This is a genomic window from Brevundimonas sp. (genome assembly GCF_047617075.1).
Classification (GTDB): Bacteria; Pseudomonadota; Alphaproteobacteria; order Caulobacterales; family Caulobacteraceae; genus Brevundimonas.
This window is the reverse complement of sequence record NZ_JBLGCI010000018.1, coordinates 25,830-48,473: the sequence shown is the minus strand read 5'-3', so window position 1 is coordinate 48,473 and position 22,644 is coordinate 25,830. Positions and strand designations below refer to the sequence as shown.

The following is a 22,644-nucleotide window of genomic DNA, read 5'->3' as shown; positions in this document are numbered from 1 at the left end:
AAGGGGGGAGGATTTCCATGACCGACACCCTCTACGCCCTCGCCACCCCGCCCGGTCGCGGCGCCATCGCCGTGGTTCGCCTGTCCGGGCCTGCAACGGACGCGACGCTGAAAGCCCTCGGCGCCGGCGATCTCGAACCCCGCCGCGCCTCGCTCCGCACCCTGCGCGACGGCTCGGGCGAAGTCTTCGACCAGGCCCTCATCCTCTGGATGCCCGGCCCCGCCAGCTTCACCGGCGAGGACTGCGCCGAACTTCACCTGCACGGCGGCCGCGCGGTGTTCGAAGCCTGTGCTCGCGCCCTGTCCGATCTGGGCCTGCGCCCCGCCGGGCCCGGCGAATTCTCGCGCCGCGCCTTCCAGAACGGCCGCATGGACCTGACCCAGGCCGAGGCGGTGGCCGATCTGGTGGACGCCGAATCCGACGCCCAGCGCCGTCAGGCCCTCGGCCAACTGGGCGGTGCCCTGTCCGAACGCTATGCCGCATTCCGCGCCTCGCTGCTGTCCATCCTCGCCCTGCTCGAGGCCGAGATCGATTTCCCGGACGAGGAGGGGGTGCCCGGCGGTCTGTCGAATCGGGTCGGCCCCATGATCGCCGCCCTGTCCGCCGACATCGACGCGGCCCTCGGCCAGGCCCGGCGTGGCGAACGCATCCGCGAGGGCTACCGGATCGTCCTGATCGGCGACACCAATGCCGGCAAGTCCACCCTGTTCAACCGGCTGGCGGGCCGTGAGGCCGCCATCGTCACCCCGACCCCGGGCACCACCCGCGATGTGCTGGAGGCCCATCTGACCCTCGGCGGCTACGCGGTCACCCTGATGGACACCGCCGGCCTGCGCGACACCTCCGACGCCATCGAGGCCGAGGGGGTACGCCGCGCCCGCGCCCGGGCCGCTGAGGCCGAGCTGCGCTTGTGGGTCCGCGCGCCGGGCTTCGACGGCGCCGCCGTGGCGGATCTGGTGCAGCCCGGCGATCTGGCCGTGCTGAACAAGTCGGACGTCGCTGCCCAGACCCCGCCCGACGGCATGGCGCATCTGGCGATCAGCGCCGAGCGGGGGGAGGGGCTCGATGCCCTTGAGTCATGGCTTGCCCGCCGCATCGCCGACGACCTGTCCGGCGCCGACTTCCCAGCTGTGACCCGTGAGCGCCACCGCATCCGGCTCGAACGGGCCCGGGAGCATCTGCTCGCAGCCCGCAACGCCATGACCATCGGCCCCGAGGTCGCCGCCGAAGACGTGCGTCAGGCCGCCAACGCCCTGGCCGAGATCGTCGGCGAAGTCGGTGTCGAGGATGTATTGGGCGAGGTCTTCTCTACCTTCTGCATCGGCAAATAGGGCTGTTTCACGTGAAACACCGCCCGCCGCCTTCCGCCCCTCGCGCAAGGATGACCGGGCGCCCATCTGATGCTATAGGCCCCGCCCCGAGTTCAGAGTCTCCATCGTGACCCAATCGCCCGAAAACCAAGTCTGGGACGTCATCGTCGTCGGCGGCGGCCATGCGGGCTGCGAGGCCGCGACGGCGGCTGCGCGCATGGGTGCGGCCACCCTGCTACTGACCCATCGCCTGGACACCATCGGCGAAATGTCCTGCAACCCGGCCATCGGCGGCCTGGGCAAGGGCCATCTGGTGCGCGAGATCGACGCCCTGGACGGCGTCATGGGCCGTCTGGCCGACTGCTCCGGCATCCAGTTCCGCTTGCTGAATCGTTCCAAGGGCGCCGCCGTGCGCGGCCCGCGCGCCCAGATCGACCGCAGGCTCTATCGCGAAGCCATGCAGGCCGAACTGGCCCAGACCCCGAACCTGACCATCGTCGCTGCGGCGGTTGAGGACCTGGTCATCGAGAACGGCCGCGTGGTCGGCGCCGTGGCGGACGACGGCCGGACGTTCCGCGCCGCCGCCGTGGTCCTGACCACGGGCACCTTCCTGAACGGGGTCATCCACCGGGGCGACGAGCGCATCCCCGCCGGCCGCCACGGGGACCAGCCCGCCATCGGTCTGTCCCGGCGCCTCTACGGCCTCGACCTGGACATGGGCCGCCTCAAGACCGGCACGCCCGCGCGTCTGGACGGCCGCACCATCGCCTGGGACCGGCTGGAGATGCAGCAGGCGGACGAGACCCCGGTCCCGTTCTCCTTCCTGAACGACCGCATCACCGTCCCGCAGATCGCCTGCGGCATCACCGCCACCAACGCCCGCACCCACGAGATCATCGCCGCCAATCTGGGCCAGTCCGCCGTCTATGGCGGCCACCTGTCCGGCCGCGGTCCGCGCTATTGCCCGTCCATCGAGGACAAGGTGGTGCGCTTCGCCGACAAGGACAGTCACCAGGTGTTTCTGGAGCCCGAAGGGCTGGACGACCCCACGGTCTATCCCAACGGCATCTCCACCTCCGTGGCGCCGGAGACCCAGCTGGCCTTCCTGCGCACCATGGCCGGGCTCGAGGCGGTGAAGGTGATCCGCTACGGCTACGCCATCGAATACGACTACATCGACCCGCGCGAGCTGGACCCCAGCCTCCAGATGAAGCGCCTGCCGGGCCTCTGGTGCGCCGGCCAGATCAACGGCACCACGGGCTATGAGGAAGCGGGGGCGCAGGGGCTTGTGGCCGGGCTGAACGCGGCCCGCGCCGCCTCGGGCGCCGACGTCGTCACCTTCGGCCGGGACGAGGCCTATATCGGCGTCATGATCGACGATCTTGTCACGCGCGGTGTGACCGAGCCCTACCGCATGTTCACCAGCCGGGCCGAGTACAGATTGACCCTGCGCGCCGACAACGCCGATCAACGCTTGACCGCTCGCGGCGTCGATCTGGGTCTGGTCGGCTCCGAGCGCGCAAACGCCTTCGCCGAGAAGGCCGCCAAGCTGAAGGCCGCCGACCAAGTGGTCCGCACCACCATCTTCACCCCCAACGAAGCCAAGGCCCTGGGCGTGGCCGTCAATGCGGACGGTCAGCGCCGGTCCATACGCGACCTGCTGGCCTACCCGGGCGTGACTCTGGACAACTTCGCCTCGGTCGTCCCCGCCATGGCCGACTGGCCCGAGGTGATCCGCGAACAGGTGGTCATCGACGCGGGCTACGCCGGCTACATTGATCGCCAGCGGGTGGAGGCCGAGTCCCTGCAGCGGGAAGAGGCCCTGGTCCTGCCCGACGGCCTCGACTACGCCACGGTCGGCGGCCTGTCGAACGAGGTGCGCGAGAAGCTGGAGCGCATCCGCCCCCGCACCCTCGGTCAGGCGGGCCGCATCGAGGGTATGACTCCAGGCGCCCTGACGGCCCTGCTGTTTCACGTGAAACACCGCCGGACCGCAGTGGCGTGAGCCTGACCGCCGCGCAGTTTCAGGCCCTCAGCCACGCCACCGACACCCAGATGGCCGATCTGGAGCGGTTCGGCGTCCTGCTGACCGATGCCAACCAAGTCATGAATCTGGTCGGCCCGGCCACCTTGCCAGATTACTGGTCCCGCCACGTGCTGGACAGCTGGCAACTGTTCGAACACGCCCCGGGCGCCCTGACCTGGGCCGATCTGGGGGCGGGGGCGGGCCTGCCCGGCGTGGTTCTGGCCATCTTTCTGAAAGACCGTCCCGGCGCCCACGCCCACCTGATCGACAGCCTGGGCAAGCGCTGCCGCTTTCTGGAACAGGTGAAGGCCGAGCTGGATCTGCCTGCCACCGTCATCAATGGCCGCGCCGAGGAGCAGGCCATCACCGCCCAAGTGGTCACCGCCCGCGCCGTCGCCCCCATGGACAAGCTGCTCGGTTATGCACAGCCCTACATGGAACGCGGTGCACAAGGTCTGTTCCTGAAGGGAGAAAAGGCCCCGGACGAGTTGAAGTCGGCCCGGAAATCCTGGCATTTCGACAGTACGCTCCATCCGTCGCGGCTGACCGACGGCCGGGGCCATGTTGTTCAAGTCCGGGGATTGCGCCGTGCCCGCTGATCGTCACCAGACCCGCGTCCTCGCGGTTTCCAACCAGAAGGGCGGGGTGGGCAAGACCACCACGGCCATCAATCTGGGCACCGCCCTGGCCGCCATCGGCCAGCGCTGCCTGATCGTGGATATGGACCCCCAGGGCAACGCCTCCACCGGTCTGGGCGTGGGCCGGGAATCTCGCACCGTCACCATCTATGACGTGGTTGTGGACGGCCGCTCCATCGACGACGCGGCGGTGAAGACCGCCGTGCCCGGCCTCGACATTGTGCCCGCCGACGCGGACATGTCCGGGGTGGAAATCGAGCTCAGCCAGGCCGACCGCCGCGCCTATCGCCTGCGCGATGCGCTCCGGGCGCAAGGGGAGGGCGGTCATACCCGGTATGACTATGTGCTCATCGACTGCCCGCCGTCCCTGAACCTGCTGACCCTGAACGCCATGAGCGCGGCGGACGCGGTGCTGGTGCCGCTACAGTGCGAATTCTTCGCCCTGGAAGGCCTGACCCAGCTCATGAAGACCATCGACATGTGCCGCCAAAGCCTTAATCCGGCTCTGGAAATTCAGGGGCTGGTGCTGACCATGTACGACCGGCGCAACAGCCTGTCGTCCCAGGTGGAGGCCGATGTGCGGGCCCACTTTGGCGACAAGGTCTATGACGCCGTGATCCCCCGCAACGTCCGGGTGTCCGAGGCGCCGTCCTTCGGCAAGCCGGCCCTGATCTATGACCTGAAGTGTGCGGGCAGCCAGGCGTACCTGCGTCTGGCGCGCGAACTGGTGGCCCGGGAAAAATCCCGCCGCCAGGCCATCGCTGCCTGATTAGAGTAACGGAATCAAACACGTGGCTGAACGTCAAAGAGGATTGGGCCGGGGTCTCTCAGCCCTGATCGGGGACACCGCCGAGGCCGTGGCCGCGGATGTGGAGGCCCGCGCGGGCGTGCGCGAAATCCCCATCGAGCAGCTGCACCCCAATCCGGACCAGCCCCGCACACACTTCTCGGACGACGAAATCGCCGAACTGTCCGCCTCCATCCGCGACAAGGGGGTGCTCCAGCCCCTGCTGGTCCGCCCCGCGCCCGGCGGCGACGGCTGGCAGATCATCGCCGGCGAACGGCGCTGGCGGGCGTCCCAGAAGGCCGGTCTCAAGACCATTCCCGTGCTGGTGCGCGAGCTGGACGACGGTCAGGTGCTGGAAATCGCCATCGTCGAGAACGTCCAGCGCGAGGACCTGAACCCGGTGGAGGAGGCGCGCGCCTACCGCACCCTCATGGAGCGCTTCAACCGCACCCAGGACGTGGTGGCCGGCGTGGTGGGCAAGAGCCGCAGCCATGTGGCCAACACGCTTCGTCTGCTGGCCCTGCCGGACCCGGTGCTGGACCATGTGGTGGCTGGCCGCCTCTCCGCCGGCCACGCCCGCGCCCTGATCACCGCGCCCAACCCCGACGAGCTCGCCGACACCGTCATCAAGAGCGGCCTGTCAGTCCGCCAGACCGAGGCCCTGGCCCGTCAGGCGGCCGAAGGCCCCAAAACGGCGAAGGCCAAACCCGCTATCGACCGCTCCGCCGACACCGTCGCGCTTGAACAGGATCTGGGCGACGCCCTCGGCCTCAAGGTCGAGGTCCGCGACAAGGGCGGCAAGGGCGAACTGGTCATCCGCTACGGCGCTCTGGAACAGCTGGACGACCTCTGCCGCCGCCTCACGCGGGGCTGACGCTAGATCCTCCCCCATCGGGGGAGGGGGACCATGCGCAGCATGGTGGAGGGGGCTGGCCCGGGGGCTGGATGTTTCGCGGCCACGCGCCATTGGCGATCCAGCCCCCCCACACCCGCACAGCCCGGCTTCAGCCCCCTCCGTCCCGGGCGCGGTGTCGCGCCCGCGCCACCTCCCCCGACGGGGGAGGATTCGCCGACGTCATCCCGCATTTTCAGAACCAGTGCGTTGCGGCACGAGGCCGGGTTCCTAAAGCCCCAGACGCCGGGCGCGGCCCGCCACCTCCAACAGCAGCCGCTCGGCCAGCAGGGCGTCGGGCGAACCCGCCGTCTTGCAAGCCTTCTCACATTCTATAGCATTATCAAGGACTTGCGACAAATCCTCGTGCCGCCAAGACCGCATCTGGCGCAGCACCTCGGCTTCCTGCTTCCAGAACACGCCCGCGGCCTTGGTCGCCTCCTTGGGCCCGGCGCCATTGTCGGTGAGGGCGCGGATCTTCCTCAGACGGTTCAGATGGCCGCTGACCGCGCGCACGGCGGCTACGGGGCTCTCGCCCTCCGCGAAGGCGCGGCGCACATTGGCCTGGGCCTGCGCCGCGCGGCCGCCGAAAGCCTGCAGCGCCGCCTCGAACAGGGAGGCGTCGGGCTCCACCCCCAGATGCTGCTCCAGCTCGTCCGAGCCGAGGGTCCGGTCGCTGCCCGGGCCGATGAACAGGGCCAGCCGCTCGATCTCCTGACGCATCAGGCCCCGTTCGCGGGGCATGCGGGCGGTGAACTGGGCCAGGGCGTCGGACGTCAGGCCCACCCGGTCCTTGGCCAGCGCCTCGCGCACCATGCGGGCCACGTCGCCCACCTCGTCCTCGTAACAGGCGATGCCGACCGCGGTCTTGGCCGTCTCTGCGGCCTTGCGCAGCGCGGAATCGCGGCCCAGCGCCCCGGCCTCCACCACGAACATGGCGTCCGGGTTGAAGCCGCCGTCCGCATGGGTCTTCAGCGCCGCGGCCACCGCCTTGTCCGTCGACGCCTTGTCCGTGGACAGGCGCAGCCGCACCAGCCGCCGCCCGCCGGTCATGGACTGTGCCGACAGGGCGTCGTCCAGCGCCGCGCCGTCGGCCTCCACATCGCTGTCGGTCAAGAGGGTGACGTCGAAGGGGTCGTTCAGGTCCGGCACGATCTTCAGGCACAGGGCCAGACCCCGTTCGCCGACACCGCCCCGGTCCTTGCCGTGGATCACCACCGCCCGCACCGCCGGGTCCGGCGAGGCCAGGAATCGCTCGACCTCCGGGCGCTTTGACAGGATCATTTTTACGGTCCGGCCGAGCCGGTCAGTCCCAGCGGGTGAAGACGCCGCCGCCCTCGTCCCATTCGCCGCCGGCGTCGAAGGCGTCGTCGAAATTCAGCAGTCGGTCCAGCACCACGCCGGCGATCAGGCCCAGCCCCGCCACGGCGATCAGGGTCGCGGCCGAGCCGATGCCGATTTTCTGGGCCCCGGTCAGGGGCGCGCGGACGGCCCGCACCGCCTTCCGGCGCGCGTTGGCCCGGGCCATCAGGCGGCCACCCGCTCGCGCATGACCTTCTTGACCTTGGTCATGGCCCGGTCCCGGCGCAGCCGCGACAGGTGATCGATGAACAGCACCCCGTTCAGGTGGTCGATCTCGTGCTGGATGCAGACGGCGTAAAGACCGTCGGCCTCTTCCTCCACCGTCTCGCCCTCGCGATTCAGATAGCGCAGCTTGATCCGCGCCGGGCGCTGGACCTCGTCGAAATACTCGGGGATCGACAGGCAGCCCTCCTCATAGGGCGCGGTCTCCTCGGAGGCCCAGAGAATCTCCGGATTGACGAAGACGCGCGGGTTGGGCTTGCGCGCCTCCTCGCTCTCGGGGGCCTCGCCGTCCTCGCCGCCGTCGCCCAGATCCATTACTACGATCCGGCGGGTGTCGCCGATCTGCACGGCGGCCAGGCCGATGCCCGGGGCGTCGTACATGGTCTGAAGCATGTCATCCATCAGGGTGCGCACCTCGTCCGTCACCGCCTCCACGGGGGTGCAGACGGTCTTGAGCACCGCCAGGTCGGCGGGATTGTTCACGGTCAGGATGCGACGAATGGCCATGGCCCGGAGGTAGGCGCAAAGGCCCCTCCGGTCAAGAATTCCCACCGCCGGGCGGGGTCACTCCCGGTCGGGCAGGGGCCGGGGCTTGCGATCCTGATCGATGGCCACATAGGTGAACACGCCCTCGGTCACGCGCACCATCTGGTCCTGGCCGCGCCCCCGTTTCCAGGCCTCGACCCGCACGCCGATGGAGGTGCGGCCGGTGCGGATCACCGTCGCATAGATGCTGACCTCGTCGCCCACCGACACCGGCTGGTGAAACACCATGGAGTCCACCGCCACCGTGGCGCAGCGGCCCCGCGCCAGATTGAAGGCGGGCGACGACCCGGCCAGGTCCATCTGGGCCAGCAGCCAGCCGCCGAAGATGTCGCCCTCGGGATTGGTGTCCGCGGGCATGGCGATCATGCGGCCCACGGGCGGCTCGTCGGGCGGGCAGGGGGAAAGGACGGCTGAATCGGTCATGGGCGCGGATTAACCGCCGCCGGCGGGCAAGTCTATTGCGCCTTGCCGCCGCCCGGCGCGCTTTCGATCAGTTCCGGACGGCTCAGAGTGCGCGTGGATTGCTCCACCGGCGCCAGCTCGGGCAGATCCTTGCCCTCGTGATCCACCTGCAGGTCCTCGAACCGGCGCGCCTGCACCATCACCTGGCTCTCCAGAGAGCCCACGAACTGGTTGTAGCGCTTCACCGCCCGGTCCAGATCCGCCCCCAGCGAGGAGGCATACCCCCCCATGGTGGACAGGCGCTTGTAGAGCTCCTTGCCCAGCCGGGCCACGTGCTCGGCGTTGGCGCTCTGCTCCTCGGCGCGCCAGCCGTAGGCCACGGCCTTGCACAGGGCGAACAGGGTCGTCGGCGTGACGATGACCACCCGCGAATCCATGGCCTGGGTCATGATGTCCGGCGCATGGTCCAGCGCCGACGACAGGAAAGCGTCGCCCGGCACGAACAGGGCCACGAAATCGGGGCTGGGCTTGAACTGGTCCTGATAGGCCTTGGACGCCAGCTGGCGCACATGGGTCTTCAGGCTGGCGGCGATGCGCAGCGAGCGGGCGTGGGCGCGGCTGTCCTCGTCCCCCTCCTCGTCGGCGTCGAAGGCCAGCGGCACCTTGGCGTCGATCACGAACATGCCGCCGCCGGGCAGGCGTACGATGAAGTCCGGCCGCGACTGGCGACCGTCGTCATCGGCCTGGGAGGTCTGCTCCTGAAAATCGAACCGGCCCGCCATGCCGGCGGCCTCCAGCACATTGCGGCAGGTCTGCTCGCCCCAGCGGCCGCGCCGCCCGGTGTTGCCGCGCAGGGCCTCGGTCAGCTTGCGCGTCTCGTCCCGGGTCGCGGTGTGGGCGGTCATCAGCAGGGCCAGCTGCTCCTTGAGCCCGCCGGTCTCCTCGGACCTTGCCTTCTCCAGCGCCTGCACGTGCTCCTGGAACTTGGCCAAGGTCTCGCTGACCGGCTTCAGCTGCGCCTCCATGCGCTCCCGGGCCACCCGGTCCTGGGCCTGAAAGGTCTCGGTGGCGCGGGCCACCATCTGGTTGGCCACCGACTGGGCCGATTCCGCCGCCTGGGCCCGCAGGAGGTCGTTCATTGTGGTACGAGCTTCTTCAATCAGCTCGATCTTTTGGTGAGCCGCGTCGGCGGCGGATTTCGCCTTCTGCCAGCCCATGAAGGCCCAGACGAAGGCGGCCGAGGCCGCCACGAAAAGCCCGGCGAAGACGAGGATCAAGGTGTTCATGCTCCGTTCCTAGCCGGAGTCGCCCGAGGTGGCAAAGCCGTGTGCCTACTCCTTCAGCCGCCAGGTGGCGCCCGTGGGACCGTCCATGACCACCACCTTCAGTTCGGTCAGGCGGTCGCGGATGCGGTCCGCCTCGGGCCAGTTCTTTTCGGCCCGGGCCTGCAGCCGCTGCTCCAGCAGGGCCTCCACCTCGGCCTTGAGGGCGTCGTCGGCCCCGCCCTCGAACCAGGCGTCCGGGTCAGCTTGCAGCACGCCCAGCAGGGCCCCGCCCGCCAGCAGCCGGCCCTTGGCGGCGGCCACGGCGCCCTCGTCGCCCGCGGTCATGGCCCGCTCGATCTCGCTGGACAGGGCGAACAGGGCCGCGGCGGCGCCGGGGGTGTTCAGGTCGTCCTCGATCGCGGTCAGGAAGTCCTCGGACGGCTCATCGTCCGCCCCCGGTATGGCCGAGGCGCGGCGCAGGGCCTGATACAGCCGGTCCAGATTCTTGCGCGACTGGTCCAGCAGCGCCTGGTTCCAGTCCAGCGGCTGGCGATAGTGGGCGCTCAGCAGGGCCCAGCGCACCACCTCACCCGGCACATGCTGCACCAGATCGTGCAGCAGCAGCACATTGCCGACGGACTTGGACATTTTCTCCGCGTCCACGGTCAGAAAGCCGTTGTGCATCCAGTAGCGGGCGTATTCCTCGTGGGCGTCCGGGCCGTGGGCGTGGCCGTGGGCGCAGACCCCCTGGGCGATCTCGTTCTCATGGTGGGGAAACACCAGATCGATGCCGCCGCCGTGGATGTCTATGGGCAGGCCCAGATTGGCCTCGATCATGGCCGAGCACTCGATATGCCAGCCGGGCCGCCCCGCGCCCCAGGGCGAGTCCCAGGACGGCTCGCCCTCCTTGGACGGCTTCCACAGCACGAAGTCGTGGGGGTTGCGCTTGTAGGGCGCCACCTCGACCCGGGCCCCGGCCACCATCTCGTCCAGATCGCGGCCGGACAGGCGGCCGTAGTTCTCATAGGCCGACACGTCGAACAGCACATGGCCCTCGGCGGCGTAGGCGCAGCCCTTGTCCACGATGGCGCCGATCTGGCCGATGATGGCGTCCATGTGGGCGGTGACATGGGGCGCCATGGTGGGCGCCAGCACGTTCAGGGCCGCCATGTCCTCCAGATAGGCCGCCTCGTAGCGGGCCGTGACCTCGCCGATGGGCGTCCCTTCCTTCGTCGCCTTGGCATTGATCTTGTCGTCCACGTCGGTGACGTTGCGGGCGTAGATCACCGCCCCTTCACCGTACTGACGGCGCAAAAGGCGGAACAGCACGTCGAACACCACCGGCGGGCGCGCATTGCCGATATGAGCGAAGTCATAGACCGTCGGCCCGCACACATAGAGCGTCACCCGGTTCGGATCGCGGGGCTCGAAGGGCCGCTTCTTGCGGGCCAGGGTGTCGTGCAGGTGGAGCGTCATGGGGTCGCGTGCTATCCGTTTTCTTGCGGGACGGACCGGTCGTCCCATATAGGCGTGACGCGGTGCAATAGACCCGCCACGTCTTGATTGGGAGCCTCTTCAGCCTCCCCCCTGAAGAAAGAACAGCATGGACGCCTCAGCAAAGCCCGTCCTGGTCAGCAACGACGGCGACATCAAGCGCCCCAGCCGCGAGCAGGCCATGGAGGCCGTGCGCACCCTGATCGCCTGGGCCGGCGACGATCCGGCGCGCGAGGGCCTGATCGACACGCCCCGCCGGGTGGTGGACGCCTACGGCGACTGGTTCCAGGGCTATGACGCCGATGCGGCCAAGGAGCTGAGCCGCACCTTCGAGGAGGTGCAGGGCTATGACGACATGGTCATGCTGCGCGACATCGAGGTGGAGAGCCACTGCGAGCACCACATGGCTCCGTTCCTTGGCAAGGCCTATGTGGCCTATGTCCCCACCGAGAAGGTGGTGGGCATCTCCAAGCTGGCCCGGGTTGTGGAGATCTTCTCCAAGCGTCTCCAGACCCAGGAAACCCTGACCCAGCTGATCGCCCAGGCCATCGAGGACAGCCTTTCCCCCGCCGGGACCGCCGTGCTGATCGACGCCGAGCACCAGTGCATGACCACTCGCGGCGTGCACCACCGCCACGTTTCCACCATCACCACCCGTTTCACCGGCGTGTTCAAGTCCGACCCGGCCCTGCAGGACCGCTTCCTGAAACTGGCGCGGGGCTGATCTGGGGCGGAGGGGTCAGTATCCCCCCGCCCGGGCCACCCGGTCGGCGTGGAAGCCATGGTCGCCCATGAGCTCGTTCAGGACGCGGACCCGCTTCATGAACAGGCCCACGTCATACTCGTCGGTCATGCCGACGCCGCCGTGCATCTGCACCGCCTCCTGAACGCACAGCTCGGCCACCCGCCCGGCCTTGGCCTTGGCCACCGACACGGCGAAGGCGGCGTCCTCGTCCCCCGCGTCCAGCTTCTGCAGGGCGGCCAGGGTCGCGGCGCGCACGATCTCCAGCTCGGTGAAGACGTGGGCGGCCCGGTGCTGCAGGGCCTGGAACTCGCCGATCAGCTTTCCGAACTGCTTGCGGGTCTTCAGGTACTCGGCGGTGAGGCGGAAGGCCTGATACCCCGCCCCCAGCAGCGATGAGGCGGCGCAGGCCCGGCCCAGGTTCAGGACCCGCTCCAGAATCTCGCCGCCGCCGTCCACCGGACCCAGCACGGCCTCGGCGGTGACCTCCACGTCGCTCAGGGTCACGCGGGCGGCGTTGTGGGCGTCCACCATCACGGTGCGCTCGATCTCCAGCCCCGCGGCCTTGGGGTCGATCAGGAACAGGGTCAAGCCGTCCATGCCCTCGCCTGACGTGCGCGCCGCCACGATCAGGGCGTCGGCCACATGGCCGTCCAGCACAAAGCCCTTGGCCCCGTTCAGCTTGAAGCCGTTGCCCGACCGCTCGGCGGTGGCCTTGATGCGGTGCGGGGCGTGCTTGCCGCCCTCGTCCACGGCCAGCGACACGATCGCCTCGCCCGCCGCGATCTTCGGGAGCCAGGCCGCCTGCTGCTCGCCGGACCCGGCCTTCAGGGCCGTGGCCGCCAGCACGCCGGACGACAGGAAGGGCGAGGGCGTCAGGGTCCGCCCCAGCGCCTCGGCCACCACGCCCGCCTCCACCGCGCCCAGGCCAGAGCCGCCCTGATCCTCGGGGATCAGGACGCCAGAGAAGCCCATTTCCCCGAACGACCGCCACAGGTCGCGCGAGACGCCGTCGGCGTCATGGCTGTCGCGCAGCTTGCGCAGGTGGGCGATGGGCGCGTGTTCGTTCAGGAAGCCGTCTGCAGCCTCGGCCAGCATCTGCTGTTCGTCGGAAAGGATCAGGGGCATGGGTCAGGCTCCCGGCAGTTGCAGCAGATGCTTGGCGATGATGTTGAGCTGGATCTCGCTGGTCCCGCCCTCGATGGAATTGGCCTTGGTGCGCAGCCAGTCGCGGGCGGCGGCGCCGTCCCGGGACCGCTCGCCTTCCCACTCCAGCGCATCAGCCCCGCCCGCCGCCATCAGCAGCTCGTGGCGGCGCTTGTTCAGCTCCGAGCCGTAATACTTCAGCACCGAGGACAGGGCCGGATGGGCCCGGCCCGCCTTGGCCAGATCGCCGGTCCGCTCCAGCGCCAGCCGGAAGGCCGCGCCGTCCACGTCCAGCTCGGCGATGCGGGCGCGCAGCATGGGATCGTCCAGCCGCCCGGCCTCGTCCAGTCCCACGGCCCTGGCCGCCTTGTGCCCCAGCGACGCCCCGCCCATGACCTCGCCCATGGCCCCGATCATGGTCCGCTCGTGGGCCAGCAGATATTTGGCCACGTCCCAGCCCCGGTTCAGCTCGCCCACGAGGTTCTCCTTCTCCACCCGCACGTCGTCGAAGAAGGTCTCGCAGAAGGGCGACTTTCCGCTGATCAGGGTGATGGGCCGGGTGGAGACGCCCGGCGTGGCCATGTCGAACAGCACGAAGGAGATGCCCTTGTGCTTGGGCGCCTCCGGGTCCGTGCGCACCAGACAGAAGATCCAGTCCGCCTTGTCGGCGTAGGAGGTCCACACCTTCTGGCCGTTGACGATCCAGTGGTCGCCCTTGTCCTCGGCCCGGGTCTGGATTCCCGCCAGATCGGACCCGGCGCCCGGCTCCGAATAGCCCTGGCACCAGCGGACCTCGCCGCGCACGATCTCGGGCAGGAAGCGCTTCTTCTGTTCCTCCGTGCCGAAGGCCAGCAGGGCCGGGCCCAGCATCCAGACGCCGAAGCTGTTCAGGGCCGGCTGGGCCTTGATGCGGCGCAGCTCTGACGCCAGCACCTTGGCCTGTTCCCGGGAAAGCCCGCCGCCGCCGTACTCGCGCGGCCATTCCGGCGCGGTCCAGCCGCGCTCGCCCATCACTCGCATCCAGCGTTCATGGGCCGGGGTGGCGAAGACGGCGTTTCGCCCGCCCCAGATCATGTCCGCCTCGGACGGCATGGGCTCACGCACCTCGGCCGGGCAGTTGGCCTCCAGCCAGGCGCGGGTCTCGGCGCGGAATGTCTCCAGATCGGGTGCGGGTTCGCTCATGGGGTCCTCCGTGACCGCACGACCGGCGGCCTTCGCCCCGAAACCTAGCGGGTCCGTGGTCAAAAGCTACCCTGTCCGGATGATCGTGAGAAACGCGGTGTGATGCTGTCGGCGCTTGACGGGCTCCCGCAATCCGGCGACCTGATCCCCGCCCACAGAACAAGGAAACCGGTCCCATGCGTCACGATCGTCTGAGCGTCCTGCAGCAGCTCGAGCGCCAGGGCGTGGTGCCGGTGTTCTATCACCCGGACGTAGAGACCTGCATCGCGGTCATCGACGCCTGCGCCAAGGGCGGCGCCCCGGCCGTGGAGTTCACCAACCGCGGAGACTTCGCAGCCCACGTGTTCCTCGAGGTCAGCCGCCATTTCGCCAAGGCCAACCCGGACGTGATCATGGGCGTGGGCTCCATCGTCGACGCCCCCACCGCCGGGCTCTACATCGCCGGCGGCGCGCGTTTCATCGTCGGGCCGATGCTGAACCCGGAGGTGGCGCGCCTGTGCAACCGCCGCATGGTCGCTTATTCGCCCGGCTGCGGCTCGGCCACCGAGATCTCCGACGCCCAGGAGCTGGGCTGCGACATCGTCAAAGTGTTCCCCGGCTCGTCCGTGGGCGGCCCCGATTTCGTCAAGGCGGTGAAGGGCCCCATGCCCTGGACCAAGATCATGCCCACCGGCGGCGTGGACCCGGACCCGGCCTCCATCGAAAAGTGGTTCGGCGCCGGCATCGTGGCGGCGGGCATGGGCTCCAAGCTGATCACCGACGCGGCCGTGAAGTCCGGCGACTGGGCCGGCATCGAGGCCAAGGTGCGCGAGACCGTCACCGCCATCGCCGACGTCCGCGCCAAGAAGGGCTGACCGGCGGGCGGTGACAGGCGGGGTCCGAGTCTTCATATTGCGGCCAGCCCCACCCGAGCCGGACACGCCATGACCGCCCAGCCGATCGAAACCGACCGTCAGCCGCTGCTGATCACCCGCTGCTGTCCCCTGTGCGGTCGTGACAACGCCGACCAGCCGACCCTGGACATCGCGCCGGACCAGTGGCGCATGAAGACCTGCCCGGACTGCGACATGACTTATCTGGAGGTCGCGCCGGACATCTCGGAGCTGTTCGAGACCTTCGCCTGGGAGAAGCAGCACCACATCGAGAACGCGCGCCGTCACGCGGGCATGGGCCCGGTGGCGCTCAAGACCCGCGACGCCTGGCGCAAGTTCCGGCCCTTGCCGCGCAAGAACGTGGCCGCCCTGCTGGACCACTATGCCGAGCCGGGCGCGGTGGTGGACGTAGGCTGCGGCGGCGGCAAGCAGCTGGCCGAGCTGGGCCCGCAGTTCTCGCCTGTCGGCATCGAAATCTCGCCCGCCATCTGCCGCGAGGCCGAGGAACGGCTGGCGGACCGCGATGTGCGCATCGTCAACGCCGACGCCCTCAACGGCCTGAAACAGATCGAGGACCAGTCGCTGACCGGCGTGGTCATGCGCTCGTTTCTGGAGCACGACGTGACCCCCGTGCCGGTGCTGGAACAGACCTTCCGCGTGCTGAAGCCGGGCGGCGTCGCCATTCTCAAGGTGCCCAATTTCGCCAGCTGGAACGCCAGGGTGCGCGGCGCCAAATGGTGCGGTCTGCGCTTCCCCGACCACGTCAACTATTTCACCCCCGAGACCCTGTCCCGGGCGGTGGAACAGGCCGGCCTGACCATCCGCGCCTTCGGCCCCACCTACCGCCTGCCCACCAGCGACAACATGTGGATGGTGGCGGTCCGTCAGGGCTGATCCGCATCCTTCGCGGATTTGAACCGTTCAAGCGCCGCGCCTAAGACAGACCATCACGACGCCCTGAAGGGCGCGCCGTTCAGGGAATTCCACATGATCCGCCCCTCCGCCCTCGCCATCGCGGCCGCCCTGGCCCTGTCCGGCGGTCTGTCCGCCTGCGCCAATATGCCCATGACCGAAGTCGCAGGCCCGCAAATCCCCACACAGGTGCAGTACGTGGCCGACGCCCACTCCCACGCCCGGCCCGAGATCGCGCGCGTCCACCACGTGGACCTGAACCTTGCGGCGGACTTCGACCGGCGCATGCTGGCGGGTACGGCCAGCCTGGACATCACGGCTGAGCCGGGCGCGGACGAGATCATCCTCGACATCCGCGACCTGGACATCCACGGCGTGCGCTCGGACGACGGCCCGCTGGATTACACCATCGGCGAGGAAAACCCCTTCATCGGCAAGCCGCTGGTCATCTCGATCCCCTTCACCGAGGGGCGCATCCACATCGACTATTCCACCCGGCCTGACGCGGCGGCCCTGCAATGGCTGACGCCCGAACAGACCGCGGGTGGACAACTGCCCTATCTGTTCAGCCAGGGCCAGGCGATCCTGACCCGTACCTGGATTCCGACCCAGGACAGCCCCGGCATCCGCCAGACCTATTCCGCCCGCATCACCGTGCCCGAGGACATGAAGGCGGTGATGAGCGCCGAGATGCTGACGCCCGAGGGTGAGATGACGCCGGACGGCCGCCGCGCCTTCCGCTTCCGCCTCGACAATCCCGTGCCGCCCTATCTGATCGCCATCGGCGTGGGCGACATCGCCTTCCAGCCGCTGGGCGCGCGCACCGGGGTCTATACCGAGCCGTCCATGCTCGAACGCTCAGCGGCCGAGTTCCCCGAGGTGGAGGCCATGGTCGAGGCGGCCGAGGACCTCTACGGCCCCTACATCTGGGGCCGCTATGACATGCTGGTGCTGCCGCCCAGCTTCCCCTTCGGCGGCATGGAGAACCCGCGCCTGACCTTCGCCACGCCCACCATCATCGCCGGCGACCGCTCGCTGGTGTCGCTGGTGGCCCACGAGCTGGCTCACAGCTGGTCCGGCAATCTGGTGACCAACGCCACCTGGGACGACTTCTGGCTCAACGAAGGCTTCACCGTCTATTTCGAGAACCGGATCATGGAGGCCATCTATGGTCCCGAGCGGGCCGAGATGCTGCGGGCGCTGGAATGGACCTCGCTGCAGGCCGAGATGGCCGAACTGCCGGCGGAGGACCAGAGCCTGCATCTGGACCTGGCCGGACGCGACCCGGACGAGGGCATGACCGCCATCGCCTATGACAAGGGCGCCTTCTTCCTTCGCACCATCGAGCGGACCGTGGGCCGTGACCGGTTCGACGGCTGGCTGCGGGGCTATTTCGACCGCAACGCCTATCGCCCCATGACCACCGCCATGTTCCTGGCGGACATCCGCGAGCATCTCATCGCCGGTAATTCGGCGCTTGAGGCCGAACTGCAGATGGACGCCTGGATCTACGGTCCCGGCCTGCCGTCAAACGCCGTCCAGCCGGCCTCCAACGCCTTCACCGAGGTGGAGGCCCAGGTTCAGGCCTTCGTGAACGGAACCCCGGCGGCCCGCCTGAACACCGGCGACTGGGTGACGCAGGAGTGGCAGCATTTCCTCGGCTCCCTGCCCGAAACCATGACCGAGGCCCAGTTGGCCGATCTGGACAGCGCCTTCAGCCTGTCAGAGGCGGGCAACAGCGAGATCCTGTTCGCCTGGCTGATGATCGCGGTGCGCCACCAGTATGATCCGGCGGTCCCGGCGCTGGAGCAGTTCCTGACCGGCATGGGCCGGCGCAAATTCACCCAGCCGCTGTACGAAGCCCTGATGGCCGAGGGCGACTGGGGCCGTCCGCTGGCCCGGCGCATCTACGAAGAGGCCCGGCCCGGCTACCACCCCATCACCACCGGCTCGGCCGATCCGGTGGTTCGGGGCCAATAAGCCAGAGGTTCACCACCTCGAACCCGTCCTCGCGCGCCAGCTCACGCAGCTGCTCGAACGACAGCTGGCTGTCGGGCTCGGCCATGTGACAGCGTCATGGGTCAATATGGAGCCTCCGGCGCTTGACGCCGGCGGCGCCGGGGGCTCCCCTGCGCCGAAAGGGAGGCTCTTCATGAAACCCATCATCCTCGCCGGCGCGCTGGCGCTGATGGCCCAGGCCGCCGTCGCCCAGGACATGATGATCCACGGCGGCCCCATCCACACGGGTGTGGAGGCCTCGCCTGTCGCCGAGGCGGTGATCGTGCAGGACGGCCGCATCGCCTGGGTCGGCGCCCGCGCCGACGCGCCCGAGATCACGGCGGACATGCCGGTGATCGACCTGCGGGGCGCCAGCCTCTATCCTGGCTTCACCGACGGCCACGGACATCTGGCGGGCATCGGGGCGCGCGAGCTGACCCTGAATCTGGAGGGCGCCGCCTCCATCGCCGAGGTCATGTCGCGCCTGTCCGCCTGGGCCGAGGCGAACCCCGAGGGGCCCATCACCGGGCGCGGCTGGATCGAGACACACTGGCCCGAGGGCCGGATGCTGGAGCGGACCGATCTGGACGCCGCCGCCCCGGGCCGCGTCGTGCTGCTGGGCCGGTCCGACGGTCACGCCCTGGTCGCCTCCACCGCGGCTCTAGAGGCCGCCGGGATCACGGCCGACACCGAGGCGCCCTTCGGCGGGGATATTCTGATGGACGAGGCCGGAGCGCCCAACGGCTTGCTGATCGACGCGGCCATGGCGCTGGTGGACGACCTGCGGCCGGCCGACAGCGAGGCGTTCCGCCGCCAGGCCTATGAGGCGGGATTCGATGTCTATGCCCGCTACGGCTGGACCGGCATCCATTCCATGAGCGTGCCCATCGAGGACGTTCCCCTCATGGAGGCCATGGCCGAGGCGGGCGAAGCCCCCCTTCGGGTCTACAATTCCATCACGCCGGAGGGCGCCGAGGCCCTGTTCGTTTCCGGTCCCCGCGCCGTGGCCGACAGCCGGATCATCACCCGCGCGATCAAGCTTTACGCCGACGGGGCGCTGGGCTCGCGCGGCGCGGCCCTGTTCCAGCCCTATGCGGATGCCGCGCACACCTCCGGCTTGATGCAGATGACCGATGAGGACGCCCTGCCGCTGTATCGCGCGGCGCTTCAGAACGGCGTCCAGATCACCACCCACGCCATCGGCGACCGGGGCAACGCCCAGGTGCTGGACTGGTACGCCGAGGTGCTGGGCGAGGCGGAGGCCGGCGCTGACCCGCGCTGGCGCATCGAGCACGCCCAGGTGCTGCGCCCGGCCGACTTCGCCCGCTTCCACGACATTCCCGTCATCGCCTCCATGCAGCCCAGCCACGCCATCGGCGACCTGCATTTCGCGCCGGACCGGCTGGGCGATGACCGGCTGGACGGCGCTTACGCCTGGCGCTCGCTGATGGACGCCGGAGTGACGGTGGTGGGCGGCACCGACGCGCCGGTGGAGCGGGGCGATCCCCTGATCGAGTTCTACGCCGCCGTGGCGCGCCGCGACCTGAACGGCTTTCAGGGTCCGGATTGGCGGCCGGACGAGGCGGTGGACCGCGCTGACGCCCTGCGCATGTTCACCCTGGCGCCCGCCTACGCCTCGTTCCGTGAGGACGAGCTGGGGACCATCGAGGTGGGCAAGCGCGCCGATTTCACGGTCTTCGACATCAATCTGATGACCGTTCCGGCCGAGGACATCCCGGGCGGCCGCGCTCTCATGACCGTGCTGGACGGCGAGATCGCCTGGCGCGCGGACGGCTGGTGAGGATTCGGCCCTTTCACCCGGCTGATCCGGCCGCCATATAGGCCCCATGGCGATGCGTGGTGAGCGCTCGGGCCGACGACGCGCCGACCCGGAGGTCCGCGCCCAGATGGCCGGGGTCGAGATGAAGGCGGAGGGACCAGGAACGCTGAGCGCGCTCATGGACCTGGCGCGCCTGGTGGGGCGCTCGCGGGCGCCGTGGCTCAGAACCCGTCTGACCGGCGCCATCCTGCTGACCCTGATGGGCAAGGCGCTGGGCGTGCTGGCGCCGCTGGCGCTGGGCGCGGCGGTCAACCGTCTGGCGGCCGATCAGGGTGCGGCCGTGGGCGTGGCGGCGGGCTTCGTCGCCTTCGCGGTGGGCTGGGCGCTGATCCGGTTCCTGTCCTCCGCCGCCCCGCAGCTGTCGGACATGGTGTTCGCCCCCGTCCGTCAGGCCGCCCAGCGGACCACGGCGGCCGAGACCTTCGCCCACGCCCTGAACCTGTCGCTGGACTTCCACCAGACCAAGCGCTCCGGCTCCCTGTCCCGCACGGTGGAGCGCGGCTCTCGTGCGGTGGACTTCCTGCTGCGCATTCTGGCTTTCAACCTGATCCCCACGGGGCTGGAGCTGGTCCTGGCGGCGGGAGTGCTGGCGGGCGCCTATGACTGGCGCTTCGGGGCCGTGGCCGTGGCGGTGGTGGTCATCTATGCGGTCATCACCTTCGCCATCTCCAACTGGCGGCTGGAGCATCGCCGCATCATGAACGCGGCGGATTCCGAGGCCGCGGGACAGGCGGTGGACGCCCTGCTGAACTATGAGACGGTCAAGGCCTTCGGGGCCGAGGCCCGCGCCGCCGACAGTTATGAGCGGGCGCTGGGCGTCTACGGCGACGCGGCGGTGAAGGCCAACAACTCCCTGGCGGTCCTGAACATGACCCAGGGCCTGATCATGAACGTCGGCCTCGGCGTCATGGCGGTCATGGCCGGGTTCGAGGCGGCGGCCGGGCGTATGGGGCCGGGCGATGTGACCGCGGCCGTGCTGATCCTGATTTCCCTCTACGCCCCACTGAACATTCTCGGCTTCGCCTATCGCGAGATCCGCCAGTCCTTCATCGACATGGAGGAGATGCTGAAGGTCACGCGCCAGTCGCCGCAGGTGGCCGATGCGCCCGGCGCCCCCGACCTGCCGCCGCCCGCCGACAACCGGGGCGGGGCCGTGGTCTTCGAGGGCGTGGGCTTCCAGCATTCCTCGCGCGCCACCGGTCTGGACGACATCAGCTTCGTCGCCGCCCCGGGCACGACCACCGCCCTGGTGGGGCCGTCGGGCGCGGGCAAATCCACCATCGTCAAACTGGCCCTGCGTCTGCTGGACCCGCAGGTCGGCCGCGTGCTGATCGACGGGCGGGATGTGCGGACGGTGACTCAGGCGTCCCTGCGCCGGGCCGTGGCGCTGGTTCCCCAGGACGTGGCCCTGTTCAACGATACTCTGGCGGTCAACATCGCCTTCGCGCGGCCGGGCGCCTCCGAGGCCGAGGTCTGGGCCGCCGCCGACGCCGCCGAACTGGGCGACTTCATCCGGGGCCTGCCCGAGGGCATGGAGACGAAGGTGGGCGAGCGCGGTCTGAAGCTGTCCGGGGGCGAGCGCCAGCGGGTCGGCATCGCCCGCGCCTTGCTGGCCGATCCGCGCATCCTGATCCTGGACGAGGCCACCAGCGCCCTGGACAGCCGCACCGAACAGGCCATCCAGAAGACCCTGCGCAAGGCCCGCGCCGGGCGCACCACACTGGTGGTCGCCCATCGCCTGTCCACCATCGCCGACGCCGACCAGATCCTCGTGCTGAAGGACGGCCGCATCGTGGAGCGTGGAACCCACATGGAGTTGGTGGCCCGTCAGGGCGGTGAATACGCGTCCCTCTGGCGCAAACAGACCCGGGGCGCCCGAAGCCCGGCCTGAACCCGTCGGCCTTGGGCTACGCCTGCAAGTCTTCCAGCGCGCGCCTGTGTTGCGCGATTCGCTTGGTGCAACGGTCTTGATGGCGCAGGTAGACGGCCAGACCGCCGAACAGAAACAGGGCCCCCACGATATAGAAAGGGGTCAGGTCGTCCTCGACGGGGTACGTCGCCACGGCGGCGCCCAGAAACACCGCCGCCCCCATTGTGACCGCAATGCCCGCCTGGGCCCAGCGGCGCCCCGCCTCGGCCTGACGGACGGCGGCGATCAGGGCCTGTTCGGGCGTCTCCAGCTGAACGGGGGCCCGCGTCCCGCGCGCCCACAGGGTCATGGCGGCGGAGAACAGGCCGAAGATCACCGCCGCCGCGCCCAGAAGCCATTGGTCCTCCGGCCGTGTCGCCAGCACCCAGCCGCCGACGATCGCGGCCAGCAGGCATCCCGCCATCTCGGCGTAGAAGTTCAATGCCCCCAGCCGGCCCCGGCGGCGCACCTGCCGGGCCATTTCGGCCAATCCCTGATCATCGCGGGCCGGTGTGGTCCAGGCGTCGCTCAGGTCGGTCCAGTCTTCGCTCGGCGTCATGACGAGGCCTCCGGGTTCATCAGGTCTTTCAGGGCCGCCTTGGCGCGGGTCAGGCGGATGGAGACGGCGTTGGCGTTCAGCCCCAGCATGGGACCGATCTCGGCGGGGCTGAATCCCTCCAGCGTCAACACGGCGGGCTGGCGAAGCGACAGGGGCAGGGCCCGCACCGCCTCGATCAGCCGCGCCCGCAGGTCCTCGGCCTCCACCTGATCGTGGGGCGTCGGGTCGCCGGACGGCATGGCGTCGTCCAGCGGCGCCCGACGCGGCTGGACCGCCTCTCTGGACACGTGGGTCACAGCGCGGTTGTGGGCCACCCGCGCCAGAAACGCCTTGATCGGCGCCTCGCCGCGAAAGCGGGGTAGGGCCCGCCAGACGGCCAGCAGGATGTCCTGCTCCAGCTCGCGGCGCCGCTCGGGATCGGCTTCATAACTGCCGGCGATGCGGCGCAGCATCGGGCCGTGCGCGGCCAGCAGCGTCTCGAACTCGCGATCCCGTCCCAATCCCATGCCCCCGACCATCGGCGATACGATTTCCGCCGTC

Annotated in this window: 21 protein-coding genes; 11 read left to right on the top strand and 10 right to left on the bottom strand. The window is 69.5% G+C overall.

Going from position 1 to position 22,644, the window contains the following annotated elements; genetic code table 11:
• Positions 1-17 precede the first annotated feature (17 nt).
• From mnmE to ACI8U3_RS14215, 5 genes are all read left to right on the top strand, one after another.
• Positions 18-1,331, top strand: a complete 1,314-nt coding sequence (gene mnmE, locus ACI8U3_RS14235; RefSeq protein ID WP_415015531.1) for a tRNA uridine-5-carboxymethylaminomethyl(34) synthesis GTPase MnmE — start codon at positions 18-20, stop codon at positions 1,329-1,331.
• 106 nt (positions 1,332-1,437) lie between these two features.
• Positions 1,438-3,315 carry a tRNA uridine-5-carboxymethylaminomethyl(34) synthesis enzyme MnmG gene (gene mnmG, locus ACI8U3_RS14230; protein ID WP_415015527.1) on the top strand — a complete coding sequence of 626 codons (1,878 nt, stop codon included), beginning with the start codon at positions 1,438-1,440 and terminating at the stop codon, positions 3,313-3,315.
• Complete coding sequence (rsmG, locus tag ACI8U3_RS14225) at positions 3,312-3,935, top strand: 16S rRNA (guanine(527)-N(7))-methyltransferase RsmG (protein WP_415015526.1); 624 nt, start codon at positions 3,312-3,314, stop codon at positions 3,933-3,935. The genes mnmG and rsmG overlap by 4 nt, the downstream gene beginning before the upstream one ends.
• Positions 3,898-4,743: a ParA family protein gene (locus ACI8U3_RS14220; RefSeq protein ID WP_415015525.1), complete on the top strand. Its 846-nt coding sequence runs from the start codon at positions 3,898-3,900 to the stop codon at positions 4,741-4,743. The genes rsmG and ACI8U3_RS14220 overlap by 38 nt, the downstream gene beginning before the upstream one ends.
• A 22-nt stretch (positions 4,744-4,765) precedes the next feature.
• Positions 4,766-5,635: a ParB/RepB/Spo0J family partition protein gene (locus ACI8U3_RS14215; RefSeq protein ID WP_415015524.1), complete on the top strand. Its 870-nt coding sequence runs from the start codon at positions 4,766-4,768 to the stop codon at positions 5,633-5,635.
• Positions 5,636-5,884: 249 nt separating this feature from the next.
• Here ACI8U3_RS14215 and holA read toward each other — a convergent pair whose 3' ends face one another.
• Genes holA through cysS form a run of 6 tightly spaced genes read right to left on the bottom strand, consistent with a single transcriptional unit; the run spans position 5,885 to position 10,926 of the window.
• Entirely contained in the window at positions 5,885-6,937 is a 1,053-nt protein-coding gene (gene holA / locus ACI8U3_RS14210; protein ID WP_415015523.1) for a DNA polymerase III subunit delta, read from the bottom strand.
• Between the two features lie 22 nt (positions 6,938-6,959).
• Positions 6,960-7,181: a hypothetical protein gene (locus tag ACI8U3_RS14205; RefSeq protein ID WP_415015522.1), complete on the bottom strand. Its 222-nt coding sequence runs from the start codon at positions 7,179-7,181 to the stop codon at positions 6,960-6,962.
• On the bottom strand, positions 7,181-7,744 hold the full coding sequence (def, locus tag ACI8U3_RS14200; protein WP_415015521.1) for a peptide deformylase: 564 nt from the start codon (positions 7,742-7,744) through the stop codon (positions 7,181-7,183). Before def ends, ACI8U3_RS14205 begins: the two co-directional genes overlap by 1 nt.
• A gap of 57 nt (positions 7,745-7,801) precedes the next feature.
• Positions 7,802-8,206, bottom strand: a complete 405-nt coding sequence (locus tag ACI8U3_RS14195) for an acyl-CoA thioesterase (protein WP_415015520.1) — start codon at positions 8,204-8,206, stop codon at positions 7,802-7,804.
• Between the two features lie 32 nt (positions 8,207-8,238).
• Positions 8,239-9,471, bottom strand: coding sequence for a DNA recombination protein RmuC (locus ACI8U3_RS14190; protein WP_415015519.1), 1,233 nt, complete (start codon positions 9,469-9,471; stop codon positions 8,239-8,241).
• 45 nt (positions 9,472-9,516) lie between these two features.
• Positions 9,517-10,926, bottom strand: a complete 1,410-nt coding sequence (gene cysS / locus ACI8U3_RS14185) for a cysteine--tRNA ligase (protein WP_415015518.1) — start codon at positions 10,924-10,926, stop codon at positions 9,517-9,519.
• 127 nt (positions 10,927-11,053) lie between these two features.
• Here cysS and folE point away from each other — a divergent pair, with 127 nt between their 5' ends.
• Complete coding sequence (gene folE / locus ACI8U3_RS14180; RefSeq protein ID WP_415015517.1) at positions 11,054-11,668, top strand: GTP cyclohydrolase I FolE; 615 nt, start codon at positions 11,054-11,056, stop codon at positions 11,666-11,668.
• Positions 11,669-11,683: 15 nt separating this feature from the next.
• Here the strand turns inward: folE and ACI8U3_RS14175 are convergent, their stop codons facing one another.
• On the bottom strand, positions 11,684-12,814 hold the full coding sequence (locus tag ACI8U3_RS14175; RefSeq protein ID WP_415015516.1) for an acyl-CoA dehydrogenase family protein: 1,131 nt from the start codon (positions 12,812-12,814) through the stop codon (positions 11,684-11,686).
• A gap of 3 nt (positions 12,815-12,817) precedes the next feature.
• A complete protein-coding gene (locus tag ACI8U3_RS14170) occupies positions 12,818-14,014 on the bottom strand; it encodes an acyl-CoA dehydrogenase family protein (RefSeq protein ID WP_415015515.1) in 1,197 nt (398 codons plus the stop codon).
• Positions 14,015-14,190: 176 nt separating this feature from the next.
• Between ACI8U3_RS14170 and ACI8U3_RS14165 the strand changes: the two genes are divergently transcribed.
• From ACI8U3_RS14165 to ACI8U3_RS14145, 5 genes are all read left to right on the top strand, one after another.
• Positions 14,191-14,868, top strand: a complete 678-nt coding sequence (locus ACI8U3_RS14165; RefSeq protein WP_415015514.1) for a bifunctional 4-hydroxy-2-oxoglutarate aldolase/2-dehydro-3-deoxy-phosphogluconate aldolase — start codon at positions 14,191-14,193, stop codon at positions 14,866-14,868.
• 69 nt (positions 14,869-14,937) lie between these two features.
• Positions 14,938-15,780, top strand: a complete 843-nt coding sequence (locus ACI8U3_RS14160; protein ID WP_415015513.1) for a class I SAM-dependent methyltransferase — start codon at positions 14,938-14,940, stop codon at positions 15,778-15,780.
• A 93-nt stretch (positions 15,781-15,873) separates the two neighbouring features.
• The gene (locus tag ACI8U3_RS14155; RefSeq protein WP_415015512.1) at positions 15,874-17,778 is read left to right on the top strand and encodes a M1 family metallopeptidase; all 1,905 of its coding nucleotides are present in this window, start codon (positions 15,874-15,876) and stop codon (positions 17,776-17,778) included.
• Between the two features lie 172 nt (positions 17,779-17,950).
• On the top strand, positions 17,951-19,597 hold the full coding sequence (locus tag ACI8U3_RS14150) for an amidohydrolase (protein WP_415015511.1): 1,647 nt from the start codon (positions 17,951-17,953) through the stop codon (positions 19,595-19,597).
• Positions 19,598-19,649: 52 nt separating this feature from the next.
• On the top strand, positions 19,650-21,527 hold the full coding sequence (locus ACI8U3_RS14145) for an ABCB family ABC transporter ATP-binding protein/permease (protein WP_415015530.1): 1,878 nt from the start codon (positions 19,650-19,652) through the stop codon (positions 21,525-21,527).
• A 16-nt stretch (positions 21,528-21,543) separates the two neighbouring features.
• Here ACI8U3_RS14145 and ACI8U3_RS14140 read toward each other — a convergent pair whose 3' ends face one another.
• Together ACI8U3_RS14140 and ACI8U3_RS14135 are read right to left on the bottom strand one after the other, a co-directional pair.
• Positions 21,544-22,104: a hypothetical protein gene (locus ACI8U3_RS14140; protein WP_415015510.1), complete on the bottom strand. Its 561-nt coding sequence runs from the start codon at positions 22,102-22,104 to the stop codon at positions 21,544-21,546.
• On the bottom strand, positions 22,101-22,604 hold the full coding sequence (locus tag ACI8U3_RS14135; RefSeq protein ID WP_415015509.1) for an RNA polymerase sigma factor: 504 nt from the start codon (positions 22,602-22,604) through the stop codon (positions 22,101-22,103). The genes ACI8U3_RS14140 and ACI8U3_RS14135 overlap by 4 nt, the downstream gene beginning before the upstream one ends.
• Positions 22,605-22,644: the final 40 nt, after the last annotated feature.

Bases quoted from the DNA above. Each gene is read 5' to 3' on its own strand.
- ACI8U3_RS14220 (WP_415015525.1), top strand. From the start codon at position 3,898: ATGTTGTTCAAGTCCGGGGATTGCGCCGTGCCCGCTGATCGTCACCAG.
- ACI8U3_RS14155 (WP_415015512.1), top strand. From the start codon at position 15,874: ATGATCCGCCCCTCCGCCCTCGCCATCGCGGCCGCCCTGGCCCTGTCC.
- mnmE (WP_415015531.1), top strand. From the start codon at position 18: ATGACCGACACCCTCTACGCCCTCGCCACCCCGCCCGGTCGCGGCGCC.
- cysS (WP_415015518.1), bottom strand. From the start codon at position 10,926: ATGACGCTCCACCTGCACGACACCCTGGCCCGCAAGAAGCGGCCCTTC.
- ACI8U3_RS14150 (WP_415015511.1), top strand. From the start codon at position 17,951: ATGAAACCCATCATCCTCGCCGGCGCGCTGGCGCTGATGGCCCAGGCC.
- ACI8U3_RS14175 (WP_415015516.1), bottom strand. From the start codon at position 12,814: ATGCCCCTGATCCTTTCCGACGAACAGCAGATGCTGGCCGAGGCTGCA.
- ACI8U3_RS14140 (WP_415015510.1), bottom strand. From the start codon at position 22,104: ATGACGCCGAGCGAAGACTGGACCGACCTGAGCGACGCCTGGACCACA.
- ACI8U3_RS14170 (WP_415015515.1), bottom strand. From the start codon at position 14,014: ATGAGCGAACCCGCACCCGATCTGGAGACATTCCGCGCCGAGACCCGC.
- ACI8U3_RS14190 (WP_415015519.1), bottom strand. From the start codon at position 9,471: ATGAACACCTTGATCCTCGTCTTCGCCGGGCTTTTCGTGGCGGCCTCG.
- ACI8U3_RS14145 (WP_415015530.1), top strand. From the start codon at position 19,650: ATGCGTGGTGAGCGCTCGGGCCGACGACGCGCCGACCCGGAGGTCCGC.
- ACI8U3_RS14195 (WP_415015520.1), bottom strand. From the start codon at position 8,206: ATGACCGATTCAGCCGTCCTTTCCCCCTGCCCGCCCGACGAGCCGCCC.
- ACI8U3_RS14165 (WP_415015514.1), top strand. From the start codon at position 14,191: ATGCGTCACGATCGTCTGAGCGTCCTGCAGCAGCTCGAGCGCCAGGGC.
- holA (WP_415015523.1), bottom strand. From the start codon at position 6,937: ATGATCCTGTCAAAGCGCCCGGAGGTCGAGCGATTCCTGGCCTCGCCG.
- folE (WP_415015517.1), top strand. From the start codon at position 11,054: ATGGACGCCTCAGCAAAGCCCGTCCTGGTCAGCAACGACGGCGACATC.
- ACI8U3_RS14160 (WP_415015513.1), top strand. From the start codon at position 14,938: ATGACCGCCCAGCCGATCGAAACCGACCGTCAGCCGCTGCTGATCACC.
- ACI8U3_RS14205 (WP_415015522.1), bottom strand. From the start codon at position 7,181: ATGGCCCGGGCCAACGCGCGCCGGAAGGCGGTGCGGGCCGTCCGCGCG.
- def (WP_415015521.1), bottom strand. From the start codon at position 7,744: ATGGCCATTCGTCGCATCCTGACCGTGAACAATCCCGCCGACCTGGCG.